The 24,717-nt window shown below is 41.8% G+C and carries 14 protein-coding genes; 4 read left to right on the forward strand and 10 right to left on the reverse strand.

Features of this window, described 5'->3' with window-relative positions:
* Nucleotides 1-8: 8 nt before the first annotated feature.
* Complete coding sequence (locus AC1DXF_RS20840) at nt 9-3,314, reverse strand: SusC/RagA family TonB-linked outer membrane protein (RefSeq protein ID WP_477450631.1); 3,306 nt, start codon at nt 3,312-3,314, stop codon at nt 9-11.
* 498 nt (nt 3,315-3,812) lie between these two features.
* On the reverse strand, nt 3,813-7,919 hold the full coding sequence (locus tag AC1DXF_RS20845; RefSeq protein ID WP_477450632.1) for a hybrid sensor histidine kinase/response regulator transcription factor: 4,107 nt from the start codon (nt 7,917-7,919) through the stop codon (nt 3,813-3,815).
* Nucleotides 7,920-8,450: 531 nt separating this feature from the next.
* Between AC1DXF_RS20845 and AC1DXF_RS20850 the strand changes: the two genes are divergently transcribed.
* Together AC1DXF_RS20850 and AC1DXF_RS20855 are read left to right on the forward strand one after the other, a co-directional pair.
* On the forward strand, nt 8,451-9,479 hold the full coding sequence (locus AC1DXF_RS20850) for a LacI family DNA-binding transcriptional regulator (RefSeq protein ID WP_477450633.1): 1,029 nt from the start codon (nt 8,451-8,453) through the stop codon (nt 9,477-9,479).
* A 251-nt stretch (nt 9,480-9,730) separates the two neighbouring features.
* Nucleotides 9,731-12,313, forward strand: coding sequence for a BamA/TamA family outer membrane protein (locus AC1DXF_RS20855; protein ID WP_477450634.1), 2,583 nt, complete (start codon nt 9,731-9,733; stop codon nt 12,311-12,313).
* Here the strand turns inward: AC1DXF_RS20855 and AC1DXF_RS20860 are convergent.
* The 5 genes from AC1DXF_RS20860 to AC1DXF_RS20880 all read right to left on the reverse strand — a co-directional run bounded on the left by AC1DXF_RS20860 (nt 12,303) and on the right by AC1DXF_RS20880 (nt 19,708).
* On the reverse strand, nt 12,303-15,395 hold the full coding sequence (locus AC1DXF_RS20860) for an efflux RND transporter permease subunit (protein ID WP_477450635.1): 3,093 nt from the start codon (nt 15,393-15,395) through the stop codon (nt 12,303-12,305). The two genes, AC1DXF_RS20855 and AC1DXF_RS20860, sit on opposite strands and share 11 nt — an antisense overlap.
* A 141-nt stretch (nt 15,396-15,536) precedes the next feature.
* A complete protein-coding gene (locus AC1DXF_RS20865) occupies nt 15,537-16,463 on the reverse strand; it encodes an efflux RND transporter periplasmic adaptor subunit (RefSeq protein WP_477450636.1) in 927 nt (308 codons plus the stop codon).
* A gap of 8 nt (nt 16,464-16,471) precedes the next feature.
* A complete protein-coding gene (locus tag AC1DXF_RS20870; protein WP_477450637.1) occupies nt 16,472-17,707 on the reverse strand; it encodes a TolC family protein in 1,236 nt (411 codons plus the stop codon).
* A 79-nt stretch (nt 17,708-17,786) separates the two neighbouring features.
* A complete protein-coding gene (locus tag AC1DXF_RS20875; RefSeq protein ID WP_477450638.1) occupies nt 17,787-19,034 on the reverse strand; it encodes a sensor histidine kinase in 1,248 nt (415 codons plus the stop codon).
* A complete protein-coding gene (locus AC1DXF_RS20880) occupies nt 19,031-19,708 on the reverse strand; it encodes a response regulator transcription factor (RefSeq protein ID WP_477450639.1) in 678 nt (225 codons plus the stop codon). The genes AC1DXF_RS20875 and AC1DXF_RS20880 overlap by 4 nt, the downstream gene beginning before the upstream one ends.
* A 249-nt stretch (nt 19,709-19,957) precedes the next feature.
* On the opposite strand from AC1DXF_RS20880, the gene AC1DXF_RS20885 reads away from it, so the two are divergent.
* The gene (locus AC1DXF_RS20885) at nt 19,958-20,371 is read left to right on the forward strand and encodes an EamA family transporter (protein ID WP_477450640.1); all 414 of its coding nucleotides are present in this window, start codon (nt 19,958-19,960) and stop codon (nt 20,369-20,371) included.
* A gap of 8 nt (nt 20,372-20,379) precedes the next feature.
* On the opposite strand, the gene AC1DXF_RS20890 is transcribed toward AC1DXF_RS20885, so the two are convergent.
* From AC1DXF_RS20890 to AC1DXF_RS20900, 3 genes are read right to left on the reverse strand one after another with little or no spacing between them, the layout of a single operon-like run.
* Nucleotides 20,380-21,303: a HipA domain-containing protein gene (locus AC1DXF_RS20890; RefSeq protein ID WP_477450641.1), complete on the reverse strand. Its 924-nt coding sequence runs from the start codon at nt 21,301-21,303 to the stop codon at nt 20,380-20,382.
* Between the two features lie 3 nt (nt 21,304-21,306).
* A complete protein-coding gene (locus tag AC1DXF_RS20895; RefSeq protein ID WP_477450642.1) occupies nt 21,307-21,630 on the reverse strand; it encodes a HipA N-terminal domain-containing protein in 324 nt (107 codons plus the stop codon).
* Nucleotides 21,623-21,826 (reverse strand): helix-turn-helix transcriptional regulator, encoded by a 204-nt coding sequence (locus AC1DXF_RS20900; RefSeq protein ID WP_477450643.1) that lies wholly within the window; start codon nt 21,824-21,826, stop codon nt 21,623-21,625. Before AC1DXF_RS20900 ends, AC1DXF_RS20895 begins: the two co-directional genes overlap by 8 nt.
* Before the next feature lie 264 nt (nt 21,827-22,090).
* On the opposite strand from AC1DXF_RS20900, the gene AC1DXF_RS20905 reads away from it, so the two are divergent.
* Complete coding sequence (locus AC1DXF_RS20905; RefSeq protein ID WP_477450644.1) at nt 22,091-24,565, forward strand: TonB-dependent receptor; 2,475 nt, start codon at nt 22,091-22,093, stop codon at nt 24,563-24,565.
* Nucleotides 24,566-24,717: the final 152 nt, after the last annotated feature.

The raw sequence follows: 24,717 nt of genomic DNA on the forward strand, positions 1-24,717 counted from the left end.
CGTTCAAATTAAAATTTTACACTTACGCCCATATTCATGATTTTTCCCTGTATATAATACTGACCTGATGAACTGGTTGCTTCAGGATCAAATATCTTCTGGTTAGAGAATGTAAGCAGGTTAAGACCATTTACATATATGCGCAAATTGCTTATACCAACTTTTGAAGTTAGCGCTACCGGAAGGGTGTAACCCAATTCGGCATTTTTTAGCCTGATATAATTGGTATTAAGCAACCAATAAGTATTTCCGCTTGAAAAATACTGGTTATTTCTGTCAACTGTACGCGGATCTTTTGTACTTGGGTTGTCAACTGTCCAACGATGATCATAGCTATATTGCAAGAAGTTACCAATAGTTCCCGACTCTGTTTGCAGGAAGAGCTGTGCGCCTGCCGCACCCTGGAATAAAACAGTCAGGTCGAAGTTTTTATATTGTACTCCAAAATTAAAACCGCCCTGGAAAGTAGGCGTGGTGGTTTTATTGCTCCACACACGGTCATCTCCGTTAATTTTGCCATCCGGCCCAATGTCATTACCATTGGCATCCTTTTTACCATGCAAATCTTTATACTTCATGTCGCCAGGGCGAATCGTACTTGCGCCCACAGCGCTATAATCAACGGTATTGGCATCAACTTGCGCCTGGGTAGAAAATATGCCGTCATACACATAATAAAGCTGAGAGCCGATAGGCTGCCCGGTAGATTTTTGCCAGGCCGGTGCTCCAGGAATTTCGTTCCATAAATCGATCCGGTTTTTGTTGTATCCACCGTTAACTCCTACATTATAATTTACGTCACCAATCCTGTCATGGTAATTCAATTGAAACTCCCATCCCTTATTGGTTACCTTTCCATAATTTATAGGGGGTAATAGTGGGCCCGGTATTCCTGTCGCGGGTGTTGACCCAAGTGCATTCAACAATATCTGGGTGCGTTTGTTTAAAAATGCCTCAAATGTAAAATCTAATTTTCCGTTTAAGGTTGTACCATCCAATGCCACGTTGGTATTGTTGGCAACTTCCCAGGTAAAATCCGGGTTTGGTGCAACGTTTTCTGACAACGTTTGTGCGGGCGAGCCATTAATTATATATGAACCAACATTATATAATGGGAGATAGGAATATTCTGCTAATGTATTGGTGAAAGGCCTAACAACATAATCGCTACCCATTTGTCCCCACGACCCGCGCAGTTTCAAATTCTGAAAGAATGTTATGTTATTTTTAAAGAAACCCTCTTCGGAAATTCTCCAGCCGGCAGATATACCAGGGAAAAAGCCAAAACGGTGATTCTCGGGGAACATATAAGAACCATCTATCCGCCATAAAAATTCGACCAGGTATTTTTCTTTATAGTTGTAATTAACACGGCCAGAGTAATTTAAACGCGCCTTTTGCCAGCCGCTACCGTAATTCCCTATTTCTGAGTTGCCACCCCAATTTAACTGATCGATAGCAATAGAGTTGTAATATTTACGGTTGGCGCCAAATTGGCTATCGTTTGATTTTTCTTTGGTTACACCGGCAAGTAATGAAATATTATGGCTACCAAAGCTGTGGTTATAGCTTACGATGGCTTCAAGCATGCTGCTCAACTGATCATCAGATCCCTGGTTAAGATTTGCCTGGGCCGGCCCGCGGGCTACTTTAGTAAGTACGGGGGTGCCGCTTGCATCTTTGGTAACATTATCCCAACTGTATATATACCATGGTGTTTGCCAGTTTTTGGTTTGTTGCATGTATTTATCTAAAGCAACGTTGCCGGTAATTTTTAAACCTTCTACGCCAGGGATTGATATCTCCAGTTTACCGTTAGTTTGCACATAATACCTGGTGTCCTTGGCATAACCTGTTTTATTGGTGGTGATTAATACCGGTTGTTGTCCGTTTTCAATATCGGGGCCTGGTAAGCCATTTGGCCAGTAAGCCGGCCTGTAGGGGTAGCCACGCATCAGCATCCTGAATATATCACCTGCACCTCCACCGTCCGGGAAGAAACGGTTTTCCTGGCGGCCTGATACCGATACCCAGGTATTGATATACTTATTAACCTTGGCATCAACATTTAAGCGGAAATCATATTGCTTATAGCCCGTAGCCGAGTTTTTGTAGTATCCATCCTGGTTTTGGTATCCTATTGAGGTAAGGTACTTAATGTTTTCGGAACCGCCTGACAACTGGATATTTTGACGTGAAAGCGGTGACCAGTCCTTTAACGTTGCTTTAAACCAGTCGGTATTAGGGTGTCCCCAGGGATCAGAGCCATCAGCAAATTTTTGGAAATCGGATGGTTGAAAGGTAGCTGTCGTTGTAGCATTGTTATCCGGCCGGGTAAATTTTCCGGTTGTTTTAAATGCGGCAGCAGCCTGGCTCCAATAGTTCGCAGGCAAATTATACAGGTCAATTTCGTTTACCAGGGTGGCATATTCGGTTGAATTGGCCATTTTAGGAACCGTTGTAGGCCGTGACCATCCCTTATTATAGGTATAAGAAAGATCGGGTTTGCCCAGTTTGCCATGCTTGGTAGTAATCAAAATAACGCCATTGGCCGCCCTGGCGCCATAAATAGCTGCAGAAGCATCCTTCAGTACTGAGATACTTTCAACATCGGCAGGGTTTATGCGGTCGATATTGTTTTGCCCGGCAGGTGATGGAACCCCATCTATAACAACCAACGGAGCGTTATTGCCCAGGGAGTTTCTACCACGGATAAGGATGGTTGAACCATCATAACCAGGTTCGCCGCTTGCGTTCGTGGCAACAACACCCGGCATGCGTCCGGCAATGGAGTTAGAAAGGTTAACAGCGGGCGATTTTACCAAATCCTCCCCCTTAACAGTTGTAACTGATCCGGTAACGGTTACCCTTTTTTGTACACCGTAACCAACCACAACAACCTCGTTTAATCCTTTTGATGATGATTGTAGTTTTATACTAAGCACAGCTTTACCACCCACAGGGACTTCCTGCGTGGTATAGCCAATATACGATACAACTAATACTGCATTCTCGGCAGCTGTAATTGTAAACTTTCCTTTTACATCGGTTACAGCCCCTACGTTTGTACCTTTAATCAATATTGATACGCCAACCAGTGTTTCACCGGTAGTTTGATCAGTTACTGTTCCTGAAATTTTTATCGGGGCGTTTTCGTTGATATTCCCCTCGTTTGTTTTTGTAAAATTTGCTTTCTCGATTTTTGCTGCGCTGGCGTATGACAAACCAACAAATATCAATGCTATTAATATTTGACTCAGCGCAATTTTAAAGACCCTTAACAAGTTTACAGTCTTATGTAAATTGTATTCCATATTAGCTTATTTAAGTTAATTAATATTTAATGCACGCTATAAAAGCGGGATAATTGGAGGGGGTAAATTAATCTGATAATTTTCTCCCGGGTTGTGGGTGGCTGTGCTTATTTTTCTTCCATATTGCTTATTTAGGTTTTATATAAATTAATTGGTTGTATTCGGCAATGGATTACAAAAAGCAAAGCCGGATTGGTACCCTTATCAGCGTAATAAGTGATACTATCAGACCGCTTATCCTTATTAAGCTATTAATTGGATAAGCCTTTGTAACTTTTTTATGTCTAAAATAATATAGCTGTTAAACCTGCGTTTTTCAAACTGATACTACTTGTAGATAGTTATTTCAATAAAATTAAATGTGGTTAATACATTTATAGTTGGCAGTACTAAGATGGGTATAAAAAATGCCGCCGACGAGAGGTAAATTCATTCAACTTGCGGGGGTAATTGGTAAAAAGATGCTTAATATTTAAATTTTTGCTGCTTTTTAAGAAATTAACTTTTGCTGATTTTAACCTTCACAACATTCCTGGTAATATTGGCATGAAAGGGTACGCGGAATTTTTTGATGTATTCAGAAGGGTTAAGTCCGAATAGCTTGCTAAACTGTTCCCTGAAATATTTAGGGTCATTTATGCCCACCTTATAGGCAGCCTCAGAAACAGTACAATCCGTTTTAAGAAACATTTCGGCAGCTTTTCTTAAACGGATAAACCGTATAAACCCATTGGCAGATTGCCCGGAAATAGCCCTGATCCTTTTATAAAGGTTTGAGTGGCTCATGCCTACCTCATCGGCCAGGGTTTTAATGCAAAAGTCACTATCGCTTAGGTTATCTTCTACAACTTTGATGCAGGCTGCTAAAAACTCTTTATAATCTGGCGGAACTTTAAGATCATTTGATTTTAAAGTAATTTCATTGAAGAAATATTTTTGCAGGTTGTTTTTACTTTTAAGGATGCCTGCAACGCGGGCTAAAAGTAATTCCCGCTCAAATGGTTTGCTTATATAATCGTCGGCACCGCCTTCTATGCCTTTAAGTTTTATTTCGGGAGATGAACTTGCGGTTAATAACAAAACCGGGATATGGCTTAGTGTAGGGTCCTCCTTAACCCTGCTGCATAACTCTATACCGCTTATCCCTTGCATCATTACATCACTGATAACTATATCCGGCAAAAACTGGTATACCTTATCCAAACCTTCGGCACCATCCGCGGCTTCAAAAATTTCGAACTTTGCCGAGAAAATTTGTTTCAGGTATTGTCTCATCTGCGCGTTATCATCTACAATGAGCATAGATTTTGATTCAAAATCAAAAGGATCGCTTTTTTTACTTTTGGCAGCGCCTGTATCGTTATTCAGCCCCGGAACCTCTTCGTAGCTTTCAATAAGCTCGTCTAAAAAAACGGAGGTTTCAATAACATCTTCAAAAATTAAATTCGGGCTTAAATGCTCTTTTCCTTTTAACAAACAAACCTTAAACATGGTGCCTGCTCCGTTTAAACTAATATAGCTGATGTTCCCTTTGTGACTTTCGATAAACTTTTTTACAAGGTAAAGGCCAATGCCAAATCCACCATTAAGTGGCGACTCATCCTGTACCTGGTAAAATTTGTCAAATAATTTTTCACCTATATTCTCGGCAATCCCGCGTCCTGTATCTTTAATTTCAATGTTCACCAATGTTGCCGTTTGGGATATATAGCAATTTACCATCCCATAATCCGGCGTAAATTTTAATGCGTTTGATATTAAATTGAATAATACGATCTCAATTTTTTCCCTGTCGGCAAATACCTCTATGGTATCGGTTTCAGAAACAAAGTCAAACAATATGTTTTTACTTTTGGCCTGGTGGCTAAAGCATAAAAAAACCTCTTTACATAAGTTTACAATATTTAGCCTTACAATTTTAAGGCTGTCAGATTCACTCTCGGCCTTTCTGAATAACAATAGCTGATCAACCAAACTTAAAAGCCTGCGCGCGTTACGAAAAACGATACTCAAGTTGTTTGTTTCATTCTCTTTTGCTCCCGGATTAAATAATAATTCTTTAACCGGGTTGATAATCAAAGTAAGCGGTGTACGAAACTCATGAGAGATATTAGTGAAGAATGACAATTTTCGCTCATTAAGCTCTTTTTCTTTTTCGGCAGATATCTGGGCTATTTTTACTTCGTACATTAACCTGGCCTCCTTACTGCGATAGCTCAGATAGTAGTAAATAAGCGTCGCTATTACTAACAGGCAGCTTAAATAGGCCCACCATGTTTGATACCAGGGAGGCAGGATTTTTATTTTAAATGTAGCATAATTTGCAAACCAGATACCATCCTGGTTTGCCGCTTTAACCTGAAATACATAATCGCCGGGCGGCAGGTACCGGTATGTAACCGACCTTTGATTTTTTACATAGTTCCAGTTTTTTTCTAATCCTACCAGTTTATAGGCAAATTCGCTTTTTTCGGCATAAGCATAATTTAAAGCTACGTATTGTATCGAAAATACCGGCTGATTGGGGTTTAAAGTAATTTGGGTTGATTCATTGATAACGGCGCTTAATATATTGTCCTTCTGGCCAACCTCAACCTCCTTGCCAAATAGCTGTAGCCCTGTTATTAAAACTTTAGGCTTAAATAAGTTTTGTTTAACTTCTGCGGGATAAAAAACATTATAACCCTCAGTCCCACCAAAAACCATGAACTTTTTAACATTGTAGTACATGGATGATCCCGGGTTAAACTGTCCGGCCTGTAATCCTTCCGAGCTATCATAATTAATAATCTTGTCTGTTTTCGAGGTAATCCTCGATAATCCTCTATTGGTACTTATCCAAATATCGCCGGTTTCATCTTTTTGAATCGCATTTACAGTATTATCAGCTAATCCATCTTTTTCGGTATACCTTTTAAATTTTTTGTTTTTTATATCATACACAACAAGCCCATCTCCTTCGGTACCTATATAAAGGTTTTGGTGTTCGTCTAAATACAAAGCATATATAAAGTGGCTGGGCAAAAACTTTTCTGCTTCTTCCTCACTAAAATAATTAACAAACTTATTTTGTTTTTTTATATAGTATTTAAGGCTGGATGCCGATGTGCCTATAAAAAGGTTGCCATTGCTATCTGCAGCAAGTGCCCGGATATAATCTGAACCAATGTCGCTATTTTGTGGGTTGTAGTTAACAAACTTATTGCTGCCTGCCGGCAATAAGCTTAAGCCTCCTCCATTGGTGCCAACCCATAAATTATTTTTTGAATCTTCAATAATAGACCTTATATCGTTTAAACAGATACTTGTAGGGTCATTTGTTTTATGAACAAAATTAGTAAAGGAATCAGTTTTTTTATTATACCTGAATAATCCATGCGAATAAGACCCAAACCATAATGTGTTGGAATGGTCTTTATAAGCACAAAGGATATTGTTACTGGTTAAGGAGCCTTTTCGTCCGTCGGCCCTGTAATATTTTACAACCTCGCCACTCAGTTTTTTCTTATATATCCCATCGCCGTCGGTACCCATCCACAGGTATCCCTCATCATCCATACACATGCCATAATATCTTAAAAAGCTACTGCCATAATTGTCTTTCAGCTTACTTTGGAATTTTTGAAATTTTTCCGGAACGTTGCTCAATAAATAAATTCCATCGCCATAGGTACCAACCCAGATGTTTTTATCCCGGTCCTGGAATAAAGTTTCGATGGTGCGGGCGGTAATGCTATAATTATCTTCCGACCGCACCGGATCAATGGTGATATCTTTATAAGTTGACTTTTCCGCTTTGTCGAGGTTTATAGTATACAAGCCTCCATCCAGCAGCCCAACAAGTAAATTTTTATGTTCATCCTCTAAAAGCGAAAAAAAATAGTTGCTTCGTAATTTATAGGTTGACCCTAAAAAAAGGTGGAAGCTGTTTTCTTTTCTATTATAAAGTACCAGGCCTTTACTGGTTGCTATCCATATGTTATGATTATGATCTTCATAAATACAGGTAATAAGGCCCTGTGGAATCAGTTTAAGCGGGAACTGGCTGTTCAGATTTTTTAAAACGGCGCCATTCTGTGTGCTGAAAATATTGAGTCCGCCATCTCTTGTCCCTACCCATAATAACCCATAAGTATCTTCAACAACATTAGTAACTGATAAATCGCCTAATAAACCAGGCTGCTCTTTTTTAGTATAATTTTTAAACTGATGGTTTTTTATATTGTAAGAGGAGAATCCTGATGCGCCACAAGAAAACCATAGCTGTTTTTTATTATTTTCAAAAATACTGTTTACATTGTTTAGATAGGTTGACGGAACACCCGGAGGGCTGAATTTTATAAAACGCTCCTTGTTGGTATCAAACTGGTAAATCCCTCTTCTGGATGATATCCAAATATCACCCTGTGTATCCTTAAATATACATTGAACATAATTACTTGGCAGGCTATACGGATTATTAGGTTCCAATTTAAATACCTTGAAATTGGTGCCATCAAACCGGTTTAAACCATCGCCGGTAGCAAACCAGATAAATCCTTTATTATCCTGGGTTATGCCGTTGATTATACCAAAAGAAAGACCATCTTTCAATGAGTATTTCATTATTTTTTTGGTAAATAAACCTTGAGAAAAGCAAAGGGAAAGGGCAGATACTCCTACCAGGGTAAGTAATAATTTTCTCATTAAGTATTAATAACAGGTTATGAAAGGCCAGGCGATTGTGAAAGACCGCCTTACCCAAATGTAGTTTATTTAAATAAATAATACATAAAAAACAATAAAATTTAATGTGCTACGTTCGTTGCCACTTGGTATATTTCAAACCGTATTAGCTTGTAAAGGTTGACCGTTTGTAGCTGAAAAAGTTTAAAAACGATTTTTCCGGTAGCTACCGACTATTTTTGTCTATTATTTGCTATCTTGTTATCTTCGTTATCTTCGTTATCTTCGGATTAGGTTTTAGCTATCCGCGTTTAAACAAAAGGCCGGCATAACTTGCCGCGTTAACCTATATTATGCTATCAAATTCATCCAGGTTAATCGATTTATTACTCAAATAAATCGATTAACTAATAACCTTACCGATATAATTTGGATATATTCCCCTATATTTGAGATAACTAATATAACCGGGTGAAAAAGAAATTATCTATTGTTGATATCGCGAACGCGTTAAACGTATCAAAAACTACGATATCATTCATTTTAAACGGCCACGCCCAGGAAAAGCGTATCGGTGCCGACCTGGTTGAAAAGGTAATGAAATACGTGGCCGAAGTTGGGTACAAGCCCAATTCGCTGGCCAAAAGCTTGCGCACAGGTAAGTCAAATACCATAGGGCTGATGGTGGAAGATATCTCTAACCCGTTCTTCGCCAACATCGCACGTTTAATTGAAGACCGCGCGTATAAAAACGGTTACAAGATTATTTATTGCAGTACCGATAACGATACTACCAAGACCCGGGACCTTATTGGCATGTTTCGCGACAGGCATGTCGACGGTTACATTATGGCTCCCCCGGAGGGCATAGAAGAAGATATTGAATCGCTGATAAAAGATGGTATGCCGGTTGTTTTGTTCGACAGGCACCTGCCCGGGGTTAAAACCGATGTTATCGAGGTTGATAATCTTTTCAGCACCTATAATGCTACCAAACATTTAATGGATCAAGGCTTTAAAAGGATAGCATTCGTAACGTTTGTGTCGCACCAAACCCAAATGGTTGATAGGGTAAGGGGTTACCAGGATGCCATAAAAAGCGACGGACTGAAGCCCACCATTGTAAAAGAGATTGCCTTTAACCAGGATGAAGAGCAGATCATGGCCCCCCTTCGCGAATTTTTTAAAGCGAATCCCGATGTTGACGCCATCCTTTTTGGTACCAACCACATCGGTACCTGTGGGCTAAAAGTAATGCATGAACTTGGCCTTAAAGCACCTGCCGATGTAGCTGTCATCTCCTTTGATGATCATGATGTGTTTAAACTTCACTCGCCACCCATAACAGCCATAGCGCAGCCAGTTGAGGAAATTGCCGATAATGTGATAACAGTGTTGTTAGATAAGTTGAACGACCGCGCATCATCCACTAAACCACAATCAATTATCTTAAAAACTGATCTAAAGCTCAGGGACTCGTCGGAAAAAAACGCCTCCTGAAATTTTATTAACAAATACGCTTAAGCAGGATTTGCCTCTTTAGCTGTGAAATAACAACAATAGTTTAGGCATTTAACGATATATCACTAAATAAACATAATGTCATTTTTGTAATTTGTTGATTTTTATCAACTTATCAAATGGTATAGGTTTTGTAGTTTTGGCCCGTCAAACTACCTTAAGTGTTTTTTCCGGATTGTGAGTTTCAATTCGTAACTTGAACGGAGATTGGCAACAATACTTACAATATTATGTTGAAAAAATTACCATTGATCCTTCTGTTCGCCATGGGTTCTTTAGCATGCGCTGCACAAATAACCAGTAGCGCGCGTGTAGATAAAGCCCAGATGACCGGCGATAGTATTACTATAAGCGCACACCCCGAATATAATGACGTAACCGGGGTGCATCGCTGGCTGTTTGGCGAAAATTTTCGTAAAGACTGGGCACAGCCGGTTAAGCTGCCTATCATCCGGCTATCAAAATTTAAAGGAGGGCTTTCTCCATTGAAACAGGGCGGCGGGATGGAATCAAAATCGCTGCGGCTGGAAGATAAAGATGGTAAAGAATGGGTGCTTCGCAGTGTAGAAAAAGCCCCCGATAAAATACTGCCCGAAAACCTGCAGGGAACTTTCGCGGTTGATTGGATAGGAGATGAGTTTAGCGGCCAGCACCCTTATTCGGCATTGATTGTACCACCCTTGGCCGATGCAGCTCATGTGCCGCACGCCAACCCGGTGATTGGTGTGGTAGCCGATGACGTTGCTTTGGGCCAGTACAGCAAAATTTTTACAGGTTTAATTTGCCTTTTAGAAGAACGCGAACCGGCAGGGCCATCAGATAATACGATCAAGATGGAGCGCGCGCTAGTCAAGAGTTATGACAGCAGGTTGGATGGCGAAATGTTTTTGCGTGCCCGGATGCTTGACCTGTTAGTAGGCGATTGGGACCGCCATGAGGACCAATGGCGATGGGCCGGTGATATTGATGGTAAGCAAAAAGCATATTTGCCGGTGCCACGCGATAGGGACCAGGTATTTCACGTTAACCAGGGTTTGCTGCCATCCATTGCTGCGCTCCCCTGGATTAGTCCTGTTTTAGGAAATTTTACCGCCGATATCCCCAGGGTAAAGTATTCCATATTTAAAACAAAGTTTTTGAATGCCGCGCCCGATGTGCAGTTTACCTATGCGCAATGGATGAAGGTTGTTAATGACTTTGTTAAAGCCGAAACAGACGATGTTCTGGAAGCCGGCCTCAAACTCCTGCCAAAAGAAAACTACCGGCTAAGGCATGCCGAGTTGTTGGCGATATTAAAAAAACGCAGGGACAATATCCCGGCAGCCATGACCCAATACTTTTATTTTGTAAACAGGATTGTTGATATCCGTACAACCAATAAAGACGAACTGCTTACCATTACAGGCAGCCCCGATAAAACCTTGCGGGTTAAAATAGATAAACTTGATAAAAAAGACGATGTTAAAGGATCGTTTATGGATATAACCTATGATCCGGCCATCACTGAAGAAATCAGGATTTATGTTTCGGGAGGGGATGATCATATTGTGGTTGATAACAGTACATCGCCTATAAAATTAAGGTTTGTTGATAGTACCGGCCATAAAATATACGATGTCAAAAGCTCGGTAAACAACATACCTGTTTATGGCTCAAAAGATAGTGTTACTTTCACCGGCAAAACAGAGCATTTAAGTAACCGCCTGTCGGCCGATACCAATGCCACCAGGTTTAGGCCAACTAATTTATATAATGTTTGGATGCCTTTGGCAACAGCTGCCATTAATGCCGATGATGGTTTTCTGTTGGGATTGGGCTTTAAGTACACGGGGTATGATGGTTTCCGCAAGTTACCTTATTCTACCCGGCAGCAATTGATGATCAGCCATGCTTTTGCCACTGATGCCTTTAGGGTTAATTACAGCGGCGAATGGGCGCAGGTTGTTGGGAAAGCCGATTTTGTAATAAAAGCAAATATCCTGGCGCCCGATAACACCACTAATTTTTTTGGCCGGGGAAATGAAACCGTATTGGTTAAAAGTCCGGGATATCGCAGATATTATCGTGCAAGGCTTAATACATTTGAATTTGACGCCGCGTTACGCTGGCAAACCGGCAAGGGAAGCTTTTTAAGCGCCGGCCCATCCGCCCAGTTTTATCACTACAGCCCGGATGATAATATAGGCAGGTTTATTACGCAGCCGGCACTCATCAACTCTTATGACAGCGCAAGTGTAAATAAAAACAAAGGCCACTTGGGTTTGATGCTGAATTTTACGAGCAATAAACGCAATAACAACGTATTGCCATTTAAAGGATACTATTTTGAAGTTACTTTAACCGGGTACGAAGGGCTTAATGATTATTCAAAATCCTTTGTTCAAATTAAACCCGAGTTTACGTATTACCAGCCGCTGGATGCTAAAGGGAACATCGTACTATCCGACCGTGTAGGCGGAGGTATCAGTTTTGGCAAACCGGCGTTTTACCAATCCATGTTCCTGGGTGGCCAGGGAAACCTTTTGGGGTACCTGCAAAACAGGTTTGCCGGACAAAATATGTTTTTCAACAACCTGCAGGGCCGGATAAAAATTGCCGATATAGCCAGCTACATTTTACCGGGACAATTGGGCATCACCGGTTTTTACGATACCGGCCGGGTATGGGTTAGCGGCGAACATTCAGATAAGTGGCACACAGGCACAGGCGGCGGCATCTATTTTGCGCCGGCAAGCCTAACGGTATTGCAACTGCTTGCAGGGCATTCCGAAGAAGGCTGGTATCCTTATATATCGCTTAATTTCAGATTATAGATATAGCCGAATTTGCATCATGCTCTCCCGCCGGCGGTGTAAATCCATTGCGGTATAAAATGCGCAGCATGGCGGGCAGCACAATTAATAATAGCGGCAGCGCTGCTAAAAAGCCGCCTATTACGGCTATAGCCAAAGGCTGGTGCAGTTGAGCCCCCGCGCCAATACCCAGGGCTAAAGGCATTAAGGCTATAATTGCGCCTAAAGCAGTCATCAGTTTAGGGCGTAACCGGGTACTTATAGCATAGGTTACGGCATAATCTATTGGGTTATCAAGCGCACATTGTTTAAACTGAAGGAAAGTAAAAATGGCGTTTTCGCCAATGATGCCCACTATCATGATTAAGCCTGTATAGCTGCCTACGTTTAGCGGGGTGCCTGTTACAAATAAAGCTAAAAAGCTGCCTCCTATACCTAAAACTCCCAAAACCAAAATAAGCAATGCTATCCTGAACTGTTTAAAAAGGAACAGGATCACCGCGAAAACCAATAGGCTGGCTACTATTAATATAGTAAGCAACTCTTTAAAAGATTGTTGCTGCTCGGCATACGCGCCGCCATATTCAACATGGTAGCCTTGCGGCAGGCTCACGTTTTGCGCGATGGCTTTTTTAATGGCCGGTATGGCCGTACCCAAATCGGTACTATCCAGGCGAGCGGTTACAATATTTAAATTTTGCAGGTTTTCGCGGTTTATTTCAGCATCGCCCGGTTTTAGGTTTACCTGGGCCAGTTCGCTGATGGGTACCAACCTGCCATTTGGTAAAAATATGTTCAGGTTATTTATCCCGGTAACGGTTAAAGCCCGGTTGCCGGGATAAACCATGCGGATAGGGGATAGCTGTTCCCGCTCAAGCAGGGTGCCTATCACGTTGCCCTCCAACGCTGTTTGCGCTTGCAGCTGCAAACTTGCTGCGGTTATATTATACTGCGCCAGTGTTCCGTAGTGTGGGTCGATACTTACCGAGGGGCCGGCTATAACAATACCCGGCAATACATCGGCAGTACCTTTTACTTTTTCAACCTGGGCGGCTATTTGTTTTGAGAGGATGTTCAGCCTTTTAGGGTCATCTCCAAAAAGTTTAATTTCAATAGGCTCGGCACTGGTGGTCAGGTCGCCCAGCATATCGGTTATCACCTGGCCAAATTCAACTACCAGGGCGGGCTGCGTTTGGGCAATTTTATTACGCAATTCGCCTATCACCTCTTCGGTTGTTTTATCGCGCGTTTTCTTTAGCTGAATGAGGTAATCGCCCCGGTTTGGTTCGGTAATAAAGAAGCCCATCTGGGTACCCGTCCTGCGCGAATAGGTTGCAACCTCGGGCTGCTTAATAATGATCTTTTCTATCTCGCGCAGCATCCTGTCGGTTTCTTCCAGTGAGGTACCTGGCGGCGAGTTATAGTCAAGCACAATACTGCCCTCGTCCATATCAGGTAAAAAACCGGTTGCCAGGCGCGACGGAACTAATACAATAACGCCGATTAAAGCGATCATGATAATGACGGCCACATAGGGGCGAAGGATAAGGAAGGCTATCCAGCGCTGTTGTTTAACCGGGTGGGGCTGTTCCTGTTTTGCTTTCGCGATATCCTTAAATTTAGGTTTGGGTGTAAGTAACAGGTATATCACCGGCAAGCCTATCCATGTTACAAAAAACGAACATACCAGGGTAATGATCATGGTATCGGTAAGTACTTTAAAATAGGCGCCCGCCACACCACTCATCAGCACAAACGGGATGAAAATAACGATGGTACTGATAGATGACCCCAGCATGGCCGGGAATAAATAGTCAATCGCCTTTTGTACCAGGTGTCGGCTCAACTCGTGCGGGTACTCTTCATGCGTACGGTGAATTTGTTCAACCACCACAATAGCATCATCAATAATTAAACCCAATGAGGCTGCAATAGCGCCCAATGTCATGATATTAAAGGTATAGCCCAGTCCATAAAGCACCAATAAGGTTAAACCCAAGGTTACCGGAATGGTAATTAATATGGTAGCGCTCGCTTTTAACGACCGCAGAAAAATAACGGCCACAATAATGGCAAGCAGTAAACCTATCCACAGGCTGTCGCTCACGCTTTTTACCGAATCGTTTACAAAATCGGCCTGTACATAATAGGGCTGTATGGTTACGCCGCCGGGTAGTATTTTTTGTAATGCCTGTACTTTATCGACCATATCGTTTGATACCGATATTAGGTTGGCATTGGGCTGTTTAATGACGGCTATCAACACCCCATCATGGCCATTGGCATTAATACGGGTATATTCAATGCCTTCGTTTATATTAATGGTGGCAAAATCCTTTAGCCTGAGCACCCTTTTGCGGTTATTGCTGATCACCAGGTTCTCCAGCTGATCTTTGGTGTTGATGGTGGCATCGGTAACGGTGAGGTACAGCATCTTATAATCGGACAGGTAGCCGCCCGATTTAACAAAATTGGTGGTAGCCAGCGTACTGCTGATGATATCGGGCGTAATGCCAAGCGAACTCATTTTGCGCTGATCGAGGGTAAGCCAGTACTCCTTTAATTTACCGCCGATAACCCTGATCTCGGATACGCCATCAACCTGCGATAAAAATGGTTTTACGGTATAGGTGGCTATCTGCCTGAGCTCGATGGGCGATTTGGTATGGCTCTCCAGCGTATACCCGCTTACCGGCAGTATAGAAGGGTTCATCTTCTCAACCGAGATGTTAACGTCAGGCGGTAAATCGTTCTTGATCTGATCGATACTTGATTGGATGCGCTGCTGACTCAGGTCGATATCCGCGCTCCAGTTAAACAGGGCCGATATTTCGCAACTACCCCGGCTGGTTGTACTGCGCACCAATTGCAGATCGGGCACTTGTTTAATGGCATTTTCGAGCGGCTTGGTAACCGTAACCATCATTTTGTTTACCGGTTGCAAACCCTGATCGGCAATGATCTTGATTTTGGGGAAAGTAATTTCCGGGAACAGCGATGTTTGCAACCTGGAATAGGCAAACAAGCCCCCCATAATAAATATGAATAGTACCAGCCCCAAAGGCTTACGGTGCGATATGAAAAAGTTTTTACCGGCGCTCATAAATGCCCCTCCCAACCATGTCAATACAAGCCCCTCCTAAATCCTCCCCGGTAGGGAGGACTTTAAAAACAAAAAAGAGTGCAGTTAAAGTCTCCCCTCCCGGGTGAGATTTAGAGGGGGCTGCTGTTTTAGTCGTCTTCATTATTGCACAATTTTAACTTTTGCTGTATCGGTTAATCCGTAGTTACCAGTTACCACAATTTGGTCCTTTGCCGAAAATTTGGGCGTTAATATTTCAACCCTGTCGCCGGTCTCAATCCCTTTGGTTATTGGGGTTTTGACAGCAGTTGTCGGGTTAATAAGTTTCATTACCCAAAAATCCGTCTGCGTTTCGTTGGTTAATATGGCCGATTTGGGCAGCGATGAGGTATTTGATCGTAATGACCTGATGATCCGTGCCTTGGCCACTAAATTTTCGGGTATTGGATTTGCGCTGTTTACCCTGATTACCATCCCCTGTGTTTGCGACAGGGTGTCAACAGATGGCATTTCAGATGCTACCTGCCCGTCCAGCTTATCGCCGCCGGGCAAAATTAATTGTATGCCCTGGCCAATTTTAACATACCGGCGCATTTCATACGGCAGCTGCATTACAAAAGCAAAGCTCGATCGGTCGCTGATGATGGCCAGTTGCTCGCCGTCTTGCACGTAATCGCCTTTTTGGTGGGCCAATTGGGTAATATACCCGTTGCCCGGGGCTTTGATGTGGTTAACGCCCGAGAATTTAAAAGTAGTATCCAATATATTTATACTGTTGCCAATGCTTTGCGCTTCTTTGGTTTTAATCGTAAAAACGGTTGATCCTTTAGCTACATAATGCCCCAATTGGGTATTAATACCTTCAATATACCCGTTGGCATTTGCCTTTACCACATTTTTTTGTAGGAATATGGATGTAGCGCTCACATCAAAATAATCAACCATCGAACTATCGGTAACGGTGGTTACCGTCACCGGGGTTTGCGATGCCACGGCAACGTCTTCATCATCGGCAGGTTTATCGGCGCCCTTGCATGAAAACAGCAGGAGCGGCAGGCAGGCAAATAGGTATATATGTTTAAATTTCATATTTCATATTATCGGTTCCAGTAGTTTAGCTGGTTTATGAGCTGCAAATTGGTAATGTTGGTTTGTGTTTTTAAATTTTTGATGCTTAGGTAATTGTTGATGGCCAGTACCAAGTCGGCAATGCGTAAATCGCCGGTTTGCATAAGCTTGGTGTCAACCTTTATCAGGCTTTCAGAGAATTTCATTTGCTCATCAATATCGGCCAGCAATTTTTGGTTGCCATCAATTTGTTGATTTAGCTGCGCAATTTGCTGGTGGTATTGTACATCAAAAAAGGCTTTATAAGTGCGGCGTGTATCCTCTTCAAGTGATAGTTTACGGTATTGCAGCTTACGCTGGCCACCATCATATATTGGCAGGCTAAAACTAAAGCCAACACTTACACCCCAGTTTTTGTAGGGTTGCGATGCAAAATCGGAGTTGTAACCGCCATCGGCCAGTAAATTGATTTTGGGCTTGTAGGAAAAATCGACCAGGGTTTTACTATTTACCAGTTTTAGGCTATCTAATTTATATTGGCTGAAAAATATACTGTTGCTGATATCGGCCTTTACCATTTTATGCAGGCCGGGTTCCTGCAGTTCGGCATAACTGGTATCGGCCACGCCGGTTAAATAGTTAAGTGTTGCAAAATCGTTTTTATACAACATGCGCGATTGCTGCAACGCCAGTTGCTGCTGTTTTAAGGTGACCAAAAAAGTAAGGTAATCGCTTTGGTGGTACACGTTGGTACGGGTAAGTCTTTTTAGCAGCGTTTCTTCCTGGTTAAGCAGATCAATAACTTCCTGGTTAAATTTTACCTGCTGCAGATCGCCGTAGGCGGTAATGTATTGCGCGGTAATGGCCTTTTTTAAGTCTTGCTCAGATATTTTGGCGCTGTTGCTTACCGATTGCGAAAGTAATGTGATGGCCGCAAGCTGGGCGGCTATATTTTTTTTACTATCTAAGGATTGGTTTACGCCCATTAAGGCGTTTAAGGTATGCTCGTTGGTAATGGCGCCGGCATAACCAAAGCCCCCAACCACCGGCGAGTAATTACCGGCGCTTGTAGCATTTACCTGTGGCCTGTACTGGGCTCGGATGCGTAAACTATCTAACTGGTTGTTGGCAACCTGGTTGCGGAGGTCCTTTAACAGCGGGCTGTTATTTTGGGCAAGTTCTAAATAATGATCAAGCGTGTATGTTTGTGCCTTGGTGGCGGTGCAGGTAACGGCTAAAATTATAAGGCAGAAAAACCACTTCATTAACTGATAGATAAGTTCAATTTAAACATAGCTAAAGTATTGTACAAATCTGTAAAAATTTAGGATGGTAAAATTCCGTTTAAAAATCAATACTGAAGGTGTGGTATGGATTTGAATACTGGTAGTTGAGCGAAAAGTCAAAATTTCCGCAGATTTGTTTGCTGATAGTAAGGCCAAGGCCGCTGCCGTCAGAATGAGATGACTTATGGAAACGGGTAAATATTTTATCCTCGTCCAGCGGCTCATCGGTGCCGGTATTTTTAATGGTTAAAGCATCTGTGGTCAGGTCAATCACAATTTCACCGCCTGCATGATTGTGCCGTACGGCATTAATGATCAGGTTACTCAGCAAAATTTCAATAAGGTACCTGCTCCCCGAAATTTCTTTATCCTCCAACTGAGCGGTTACTGTAATTTGTTTATCCGCAAAGATATCTTCCAGCTGTATAAGCAGTTCATCAATTAATTGTTTCAGGTTGATGTTTTGCTGATCGGTAAGCAAACGGTTTTCTATTTTCACCAACAGTAATAACGATTGATTAAGCCGGCTCAACCGGGCTACAGCGCTGTACAGGTCATTAAGCAATTTACTTTGCCTGTCGTTAAAGTTTTCGGATTGTATTAAGGTATCTAATTTGGAGTTGATGACTGCAATGGGCGTAAGCAACTCGTGCGATGCGTTTTCGGTAAATGTTTTAAGCTCTTTATAATCATGTTTTGCCCTGATGGTCATGGCGGTTGCTGCCTGGTTTAAATCGGCAAATTCATCAATGCGGGTTTCAGTCTGGGTAATTTCTTTATTATCGGTGATGTTAAAAAGTTTCATCTCCTTTAAAATGGCATGGAACGGCTGCCAAAGGCGATTTAGAATAAGCCTGTTGGCAACAAGCAATACCAGCAATAAAAATAAAATTAATCCAAAGGTGATCGTGAAGATGATCTGGATCAGGTCCTCAGTTTCTACCTTCGATTCAACAATCAGGATTTTATAGTATTTGCCATTAACAGTAACAGAACTGATAAGCCCACGGCCCGCCTCAACTTCGTCCTTGTCTTTTTTATACAGGGTATCAATAAATTCGCGTGTAACGGAATTGGGTGTAGCCTGGGTAAAGCTTATTTGCTGATCTTTAGAGTCAAAAACCTGGGGGAGATGTTTGTTGAGCTTTACGTAATCAAAAACCTCGTCTTCCTCTACCTTTAAAGATTTATCAGCCTGGTCAATTAATATCCAGCTGATGGCCTGGTAGTATATAATGCCGGTTATCAGCATCACAACTATGGTGGTAATGATGTTTACCCGGTTATATAAGGTAATGAGTTTCATTGCCCTGCAAATTTATAGCCCATGCCATACGCCGCCTGTATATAGTCGTTGGCACCGGCCTCTACCAGCTTTTTGCGGATGTTTTTAATATGCGAGTAAATGAAATCGAAATTATCCGCTAAATCGATGCCATCGCCCCAAAGGTGCTCGGCTATGGCATTTTTTGATACTACCTTACCTTTGTTGGCAATAAAATAAATGAGCAGGGCAAACTCTTTACGGGTAAATTTAAGGGGCTTATCATGCACGCTCACCGTTTTAGCCTGCAAATCGATACTGATTTCGTTAAAAACAAGCAGGTTGCTGCCGTTATACATTTTGCGCCTGATAATGGCCGATACCCTTGCCTTAAGCTCCGACAGGTGGAAGGGCTTTACCAGGTAATCATCTGCGCCCAGATCCAAACCCTGCAAGCGATCGTCGAGAGAATTTTTTGCCGATATGATGAGAACGCCGTCTGTATGGTTATTTTCTTTTAACCGTTTTAGTATATTAATTCCGTTACCGCCGGGGAGGGTAATATCAAGCAAAATACAATCGTAACTGTACATTTCTATTTTGGCCATTGCAGCAGGGTAGTTAACGGCGGTTTCGCATATATTACCAGCCTCGGCAAAGTACTCTTCAATACTCTCGCGCAGACCCTCTTCGTCTTCAATGATTAGTAGCTTCATTTTATGTTATAGGTTGTACGTTTTAAGTTGTACGTTGCCTATTCATTATAATATGCAACTATGTAAAGTTAGTAGCCCAATTTGTATACATTTTGGATTCGACCAGATTTACTACAGCTTTATCAAGCAAATTAGCTCATTATTTGTTAATAATTTGCAAAAACGTACAACGTATAACTTTCAACGTACAACGTACAACTTTCAACGTACAACGTATAACTTTCAACGTACAACTTAAAACCCAAAGCCATGTGGTGGATTTACGCTCTATTATCGGCATTGTTTGCCGCGCTAACTGCAATTTTTGCCAAAATAGGCATTAAAGGAGTTGATACCGACCTGGCAACCGCTATTCGTACGGTGGTTATTTTGATACTGGCCTGGGCCATTGTGTTGTTTAAAGGCAGTAACCAGGGCATAAATGGTTTAACCAAAACCAACTGGACCTTCCTTATTCTATCCGGCTGTGCTACCGGCCTTTCCTGGATTTGCTATTTCAGGGCTTTGCAACTGGGCAAGGTATCGCAGGTGGCACCGGTTGATAAGTTAAGCGTGGCGCTGGCTATTGTATTGGCCATAGTATTTTTAGGCGAGCCGCTTACGTTAAAGAATGGGATAGGTGCCTTGTTGATTATTGCCGGGACTTTGGTGCTGATATTTTGAGCTGTTGGTTATACCAATATTTTTTGTTTATCTGCCCAAATCCTTTTGTATTGATCCTTTTCCGCATCTCCTAAAAACGATGCGTCAATCATGTCAGTGACCTTTTTATTCATTGATGAAAATTTAGCCATACTATTCAACAAGGCCTTTTCAGGAATCAAGAGACTTTTGCCTAATATTTCAAAATCTTTAATTGTAATCTTTCTTTTTTTTGCATTCAGTGTTAGTGCCAATTCCTCATCATCTGCAGGGTTTAAAAGGTTAACGTTTAGCAAATCGTAGGCAGGGCTTAAACAGATGCCGGTATTTGTATGCAGCAACGAAAAGTTTTTAAGATGCATATCGTTATTACCCGTCAGGTAGCAGAATAAAACCAATTCAAAGTAGTTAAGCGCATCTAAACCCGTGTTGGCGCAGTACTTTAAAACCAACTTTCCGGCTTTTTCATACGAGCCTTTATATTTGTTTTCAGTCAGGAATTCAGATAACTGGCAAAAATCTTCTACGTGAATTTTTTTTCCTTTAACCCGGTCAAATCTTTTCGCAAGGTAAACCATGTTTCCGTCGGTTGCCTTCAATAACGTATGACCGCAAACCGGTATTTTAAATAACGAGGCAAGGTGCATCGTCAGGTCTTCCGTTTCGGGCATAAACGGATATTGCTCTTGCTGTGGTTTCAGGATGTATTCTCCCCAAAGACCAACTATGGTAAGCCTTGTACTACCATCGCTTTTTTGCAACGAAACAGAGAGTTTTGGTTGCACTCCTGTTACAGCAATCCTTTTGTTAATGGTTTGTTCGGCCAATTCTTTTAGTAACTGGTTGTTTAATTCCAGCACAGGTGGTTTAAGCGTTCCGAAGAATTTTTTTGAACACTTTTCATGGTATCCTGTATCTCCAGCATCCTGATAACAAAACCAGCAATTTGCCATAATTTATTCGTTTTCGGGGATAATGGTTACCGCGCCAATGGTATCCCTGCATGTAAGCAATAATAATTCAAAACGATCATTTCTTTTAACTTTCCAATGGTCGATTGCCAGGTTCAGCAGCCAACCTTCGGGTATCAGGCCGTCAAAAAAAGCGAACAATACTTTATTGGTATACTTTTCATTTGATAATGGTAACGTCAGGCTGATAGGTTTAGCAGCTACGTTGTTTAAATAATTGGTATCATAAGTAAATTCATAGCCTTCGTCGGTTTCTGCTATGAAACCGGCGAGCTTGTCCGCATAATATACCAATCCCCGTTTATTCATTGCCTTTGTGTTTTGTTACCACATCTAATTCCGATCCGAATAAGGCCAGTACCTGGTTAACCTTGTCCATTCGTAGTGTAGCTTTTCCTTGCTCCATTTCCCTAATCACCCGTAAACCAACTCCTGCCTTCTTAGCAAGATCCTCCTGGGTGAAATTAAATATCTTTCGTTTCGACTTTAAAAATTCAGATAGCATATTATACCCTTTAGGGTGTAAATGTAGTGTTTTTTATTTATTATACCCTATCGGTATTAATTTACTCGATTTTGTTATTTTATACCCTATAGGGTGTATTTATAATGCTTTTTATCTTAAATCACGCATAGTTTACTTTTGACTCCGTGGCTTCATTGTAACAAGTATGTAAATGAGCTAACGATATTGTAACAATGGCGCAACAATACAGGATTTATCCAATGTTTCTGTTCATTTTCGCGGCAAAATCATCGGTTTAGGATAATGAAGGCGCGATATATATTACTTCTTTTTTTACTGTTCACTATAAATGTTAAGGCCCAGGCACCTGCCGGCAAGGGCAAAATAAGCGGCAAGGTTACCGATGCAGCTACAAAGCAAGCGGTTGACTACGCTACCATATCTGTTTATAAACAAGGAGTTGCATCGCCGTTTAATGGCATCAGTACCGATCCGAAAGGGAATTTTACTATCGATCAGATTCCGGCAGGCGAATACCGGATTACTGTTGACTTTTTAGGTTATCAGCGTGCTACTGTTGATCATGTAATAGTTAAAGCCGGTGGTACTACAAACGTAGGCGAGATTTTGTTATCGCCAAATACACACCAGTTAAAAGATGTAACCGTTACTGCTACAACACCCACAGTTCAAAACAAGATTGATAAAATGGTATACAACCCTCAAAACGATTTGAGTGCGCAGGGTGGTGTTGCTATAGATATCCTGAAAAAGGTGCCGCAAATTACGGTTGATATTGATGGCAATGTTGAGCTGCAGGGTAATGCCAATATCCGTTTTTTAATAAATGGTAAACCATCAAGCATATTTGGCGCCAGCCTTGCCGACGCGCTGGCCAGCATCCCGGCCAGCCAGATCAAAAGCATTGAAGTGGTCACCAGCCCCGGGGCTAAATACGATGCCGCGGGTACTGGTGGTATCATCAATATTATTTTAAAGGATAGCCGGGTTGAAGGTATTAACGGAAGTATTAACCTATCGGCAGGTACCCGCCGCGAAAACGGGTCATTTAACCTGAACATGCGCAAGGGTAATTTTGGGGTAAACGCGTTTTTTAGCGGCAACGCGCAGATAAACAGTAATGCGCCCAATACAAATAACCGTACATCTACAGACGGCGTTGGAAACGCCACTACTCTTTTTCAGCAAGGCAGCAATAATTTTAAACGTAATGGTTACCAATCGGGATTAAACTTCACCTGGAACATCAGCAAACACGACGATATTACCGCATCGGTGGGCTTTAACCATTTTGGTAACCATGGCAATGGCTTAACCAACCAGGACGAAAATAAGGTGGACCCAAACGGAACCGAACTTTCGGATATTAAAACCTTGCGTACATCAAGCAGCAAGTTTAGCGGTACATCAACAGATGTGAGCCTGGCTTACAAAAAAACCTTTGAGAAAGAAGGGCAGGAACTTGATATATTGTATTCATCAAGCTTTGGTAACAATAGTTTTAGCTCGTCGCAACTGTTGCAGAACTTACAGGCCGGAACCATACCTACAGGTATTACCAATAATAATCCGGGTAAGGATAGGGAAACCAACATCTCTGTTGATTATGCGCACCCGGTAAGCAAAAATTTTACCATTGAAACGGGTGGTAAACTTGATTTTAACCACATTAACAACAATGTAGTTACCGATACTTTATTAAATGGCATCAACGTGCCCAACCATAACCAAACCTACGGTTTTACTTATGACCGTAAAATTTATGCCTATTATCTATCGTTAACTACTTCGGTATTCAATAATTTTTTAGATATCAAGGCTGGGTTAAGGGATGAATATACCGTAACCACCGCCGACTTTAAAGGTACCGATATCCCCAATTACAATATATTAGTACCATCATTGGTGTTTTCGCATAAAATAAGCGAATCGCAATCGGTTAAATTAAGCTATACACGCAGAATAGAGCGCCCGGATTATGGCGACCTGAATCCTTTTCTTAACATCAGCGATACGCACAACATCAGCACCGGCGATCCAACCCTGAAACCAGAACGTGGCGATAACTTTGAATTGGGCTACAACAAATCATTTGATGGCGGTGCCAATATTAACATAGCTGCGTTTTACCGTAAAAATACCGACGACCTGCAGCGTTTCACCACTTTTTATGATACTTTACGCATTGACGGCAGTACCTACACCAACGTAGCGTTAACAAAACGCTATAACATAGGTTCGGAAGAACGTACCGGTATTAATATATATGCATCCCTGCCGGTTACCAAAGATTTTAACCTGCGCACTAATATGATATTTTCTGAGCGGACAAATAACAATCCGGGCAGTCCAAGTGTAACCGGTTTTGCTTACCGTTTAAACCTTAATGCCCAATACAACTTCGGTCATGATTTAAGCGCAGAATTTTTTGGAAACTATAACTCTTCCCAGAAAAACATCCAGGGCACACAGCCTAAATTTGTGTTTTACAATTTTGCCATGCGTAAAATGTTCATGAACAAAAAGGCAAGCATTGGCCTTACCGCATCAAATCCGTTTGCCAAATATGTAAGCCAGAGTTCCACAACATTTGGCACCGGCTTTTACCAAACCAATGTAAGGTACATACCCGTACAATCATTTGGCATAAGCCTGAGCTACAAATTTGGCAAGCTTGAGTTTAAGAAAGAAAAAGAGAGAGATAAAGATGATAACAGCAACCGCCAGGACGAGCCCCCAACTGATAAAGGGAAATAAGCTGAAAGCCGAAGGCTTAAAGCACAAAGCTTTAATAAAAAAAACAGCCCAGGATTTAAGAAATCCTGGGCTGTTTTTTTAGCCTTTAGCCTTTAGCCTTTAGCCTTTAGCCTTTAGCCTTTAGCCTTTAGCCTTTAGCCTTTAGCCTTTAG

This window comes from Mucilaginibacter sp. P2_A5 (assembly GCF_056404995.1).